Annotated in this window: 5 protein-coding genes; all 5 read right to left on the bottom strand. The window is 56.8% G+C overall.

Annotated features, from left to right (window positions below; translation table 11 throughout):
• A partial coding sequence (locus tag G7Y52_RS14655) for a transposase (RefSeq protein ID WP_241159779.1) occupies positions 1 to 166 on the bottom strand: 166 nt, incomplete at its 3' end.
• A 31-nt stretch (positions 167 to 197) separates the two neighbouring features.
• Positions 198 to 1,040 (bottom strand): hypothetical protein, encoded by an 843-nt coding sequence (locus tag G7Y52_RS14650; protein WP_165073185.1) that lies wholly within the window; start codon positions 1,038 to 1,040, stop codon positions 198 to 200.
• A gap of 23 nt (positions 1,041 to 1,063) precedes the next feature.
• Complete coding sequence (locus tag G7Y52_RS14645) at positions 1,064 to 1,327, bottom strand: hypothetical protein (protein ID WP_165073183.1); 264 nt, start codon at positions 1,325 to 1,327, stop codon at positions 1,064 to 1,066.
• A 339-nt stretch (positions 1,328 to 1,666) separates the two neighbouring features.
• Positions 1,667 to 2,695, bottom strand: coding sequence for a site-specific integrase (locus G7Y52_RS14640; protein WP_165073181.1), 1,029 nt, complete (start codon positions 2,693 to 2,695; stop codon positions 1,667 to 1,669).
• A gap of 368 nt (positions 2,696 to 3,063) precedes the next feature.
• Positions 3,064 to 3,309, bottom strand: a 246-nt coding sequence (locus G7Y52_RS15150) for a hypothetical protein (RefSeq protein WP_206215343.1), incomplete at its 5' end; no start/stop codon positions are given.

Here is a 3,309-nt window from a genome sequence, read left to right as displayed (position 1 = left end):
TGGTATGCCAGTTGCCGAATTCTTTTGGGAGACGCCGCCACTTGCAGCCATTTTCCGCGACATAGAGGATAGCATTGAGAACCTGGCGATTATCCAGGGAAACATTTCCCCGCTGTCGGGGGAAGCAATCGCCAATGCGTTCATATTGTTCTTTGGTTATGTTCATGGGGGCAAGTATACCCCATGAATATAATTCGTCAAATAGCATGAACAGGCCCTAAGCCGCCCACGAGGCCGTCGGTGGCGTCGCCCTCGATCACAAGATCGACTTTTTCAAGGGGGTAACTGCTACGGGCAAAATTTTTCTCAAACTTGGGGTCTTGCGTCCAGAGCGCGCCGTTGACGGTCAGCTTGCCGCCGGTCTGCTTGATCCGGGTATAGGGAGCAAAGATCGCGCCGCCTTTGGCCACGGTCACAGTAGTGCTGTCGCCGGAAATGTTGAAGGCGCCGGTGTCGTCGCCGTTATACATGATATTGCTGCTGTCGCCTTTCGCGCCCGAGTCGGGCTGGAGCAGCAGAGCGCCCACCACATTGAGTGTGCCGCCGGTCATGTCCAGCTTCTTGGCGCTCATCACGCCGTACTTGTAATCGGCCACAGTGATGGTGCCGCCGCTGATGCGGTTCTCCCCCGATGCGGCGAACATGATATGGGCCGCCTTGGCGCCGAAACCGTCGGCATCGCTCTTCCCCCCCGGCGGTCTTCTCGCCAGCCATGGTGATGGGCCGCCATCAATGTAGAGGTAGTCGCCGGCGAAGAGCTCACTGTTTTTGTTCATGGTGATCGTAGTCTCAGCAGCGGCGCCGGAGATCTTCATACCATTGTAGGCGCCGATGTAGGCGGCCTCATCCCATGTATTGGCGTCGTTGCCGGTCAGCTCCACTTCGCCCTTGGAAAGGTCGAAGGTATTGGCATCCAGGCTGGAAAATTTAAGGCCGGTTGTGTCGTCGGCGCTCGTGATCGTCAGCGTGCCGCCGGTCATTTTCACATCCATATCCTTGATTTCCGGCTTATCCGTGGTGTGGCCGTTGTTGTAATGCACGACACGACTGTTGCCAGTCAGCGTCAGATCCCCCCCGCCGCTGATGATGAGCGTCTCGGTCTTGACGTTTTGCCCGTATTCTCCGCCTTGGTTTTTGTCAGGGGAAAGAGTGCCGCCCCTTCAGTGACGTCGGGGTTGGTGGTGGTGCCGTCTATGGTGACTTCCTTCTTATCCCAGGTCGACACCACCGGATCCGCCGCCACGGCCAGACCGACCGCGCCCATGACCAGCATCCCGGCCACCCGATATCTGTTGATGAGATTTCCGATAGCTCCTTTCGTAAGCATACAAGATCCTCCTCAGATTCCTCCGGGGGCGTTCTGCTCCCGATATTTGGTGAAGCACTCAGTGTCAGACGCACTGTCGGTTTTTTGGAGGATCAAAAGATTCCGAAGGGAAAAGCACATTGAAATAATGAATGTTTTTTTGAACCCGCGGGCGGGGAACTTTTTTTCCGCAGGAGAGTCTTGCCTAAAAGGGCTCTTGCAGGTATTTTGCTTCAAAAGCTCATTGACAGTGCGTCTGTCGATGAGCAGTCCACACACGTCCGCAAACAGCCCGGCAGGTTCGAAGGCCTCCAGCGTCTGTCAGAAAAGTCTCCACACCTCCTTTTTGGTGAAAACCCGCTATCTTCTATGGGATACGCCGTCCCGTGTCCCTCCCATTTCAGAGATGATCGGCGTGCAGCTCTCCAAGGGGGGGCTCCAGACGGGCGACGGGAAAAAGTTTCTGTCGGCGCGTGCTGGCAGAGTGAAAAATCCGCTCACGGTTTCCGCTGTCGCCAGCAGTGACGCCTGCCCTAGGTGGGCATAGCGCATGGTGGTTCGGGGATCGCGGTGCCCCAGCATCTTTTGCGCCTCGTACAGCGAATGACCGGCGTTCACGAGAAAACTGGCGAACGTGTGCCGCACGTGGATGCGCACATCCGCAAGCCCCAATTCCCGGCGGAGCTTGTCCCAAAACAGATAGAGATCGGAAAGCGGCTTGTCCGGAGCATGGCCGGGGAAGAGCCACGGATTGCCCGGAATGCGCGGTATGGCGCGAAGAACCGCTACTGCGGCGGCGGACAACAGGATATGGCGCGGCCTGCCGGACTTGGACAGCGGCACTGTAAGAAGCCGCTGATCCAGACGGATGTTTTCCCAGTGGGCCTTGAGGATTTCGCTCTTGCGCGCCCCGGTCAGCAGAAGCAGGCGGAGGGCAAAGGCTTCCGACCGGTCGCTTTTTTCCAGCGCCCGCATAAGGCGTTGCGCCTCCTCCCGCGTGAGATAGCGTTCGCGTTGCGTGTGGATTTTAAAGGAAGAAACGCCCAAACAGGGTGATTGCCCGGCGGGCAGAACGTCGCGCTTTTCCGCCAGAGAACAGATTGTCTTGAATACCGCCAGAATGCGGTTGCAGGTGGCCGGGGCCAGACCGCTGGTGGACAGCCCGTGCAGCCAGTCCTCCACCTCGTGGCGTTGGATGTCGGCAAGTCGCCTGCCGCCGAATGCCGGGGAAAGATGCTGCCGCGCAATGCGCTCATCCACGCGCCAGCTCCGCTTGCGGATCGTGACGTGCGGCAGATAGACATTTGCGACAAAGGTAGGCGTATCATGTCGCCCTGCCCGGGCGGGCGGTTGCTGTGCCGATGGGTCTGACAAGCGATGACGAGCCATGCGGTATCCTCCTTGCGTTTGCCGTCTTGATCCAACAACCTTTTCTGTTGGTCAAGGCGGGTCCTGCACAGCGTATCATGACTTTTTCAACCGACTCCTTCTTTGAATATGAGGCTATGGCCAAGGCAATCCGCATACGTTCAACTGGAGAGCGCAGGCACAGCAAATTTTTGCTTGACATGATTGGGCAGAGAATCCTTACGGAGGAACAGGTATCCGTGCGAAAACAAAGACGCATGATGCGGAATCGGGATCGTTGCAGGTGTGCATCTGGCGGGAAACTGGATCGCATCCGACGCGTCGCGGATAGGTATGGAGAAAAACCATGAGAAACGAGAATCGCTTTGGGGTGTCGCTGTCTTTGCGTCTCAGGGTTGCGAGCCTCCTGTGTGCATGGTGAGAAAGTGCAATCTTCGTGGAACATGTGAGATTGCCATTTCCCACAGGGATGGATTATTTGCTCTAGTTTCGACTTGATCTGACAGTACCCCTTGAAAAGGAAAGGGAACTCCGTTTTGATGGAAGTGTAAGCAACCCATCAACCGGGCGTCATGCCCAAGGAGTTCCCGATGCAAAGTTTCAACCAAAGCGTCATCAAACACAAGACCGGACTT

Source organism: Desulfovibrio sp. ZJ200 (assembly GCF_011039095.1).
GTDB lineage: Bacteria > Desulfobacterota > Desulfovibrionia > Desulfovibrionales > Desulfovibrionaceae > Desulfovibrio.
Note: the sequence above shows the minus strand (reverse complement) of the source record. Positions and strands in the feature narration are given on the sequence as shown.

Excerpts from the sequence above, each read along its gene's own strand:
- G7Y52_RS14645 (WP_165073183.1), bottom strand. The coding sequence starts at position 1,327 with ATGCTTACGAAAGGAGCTATCGGAAATCTCATCAACAGATATCGGGTG.
- G7Y52_RS14640 (WP_165073181.1), bottom strand. The coding sequence starts at position 2,695 with ATGGCTCGTCATCGCTTGTCAGACCCATCGGCACAGCAACCGCCCGCC.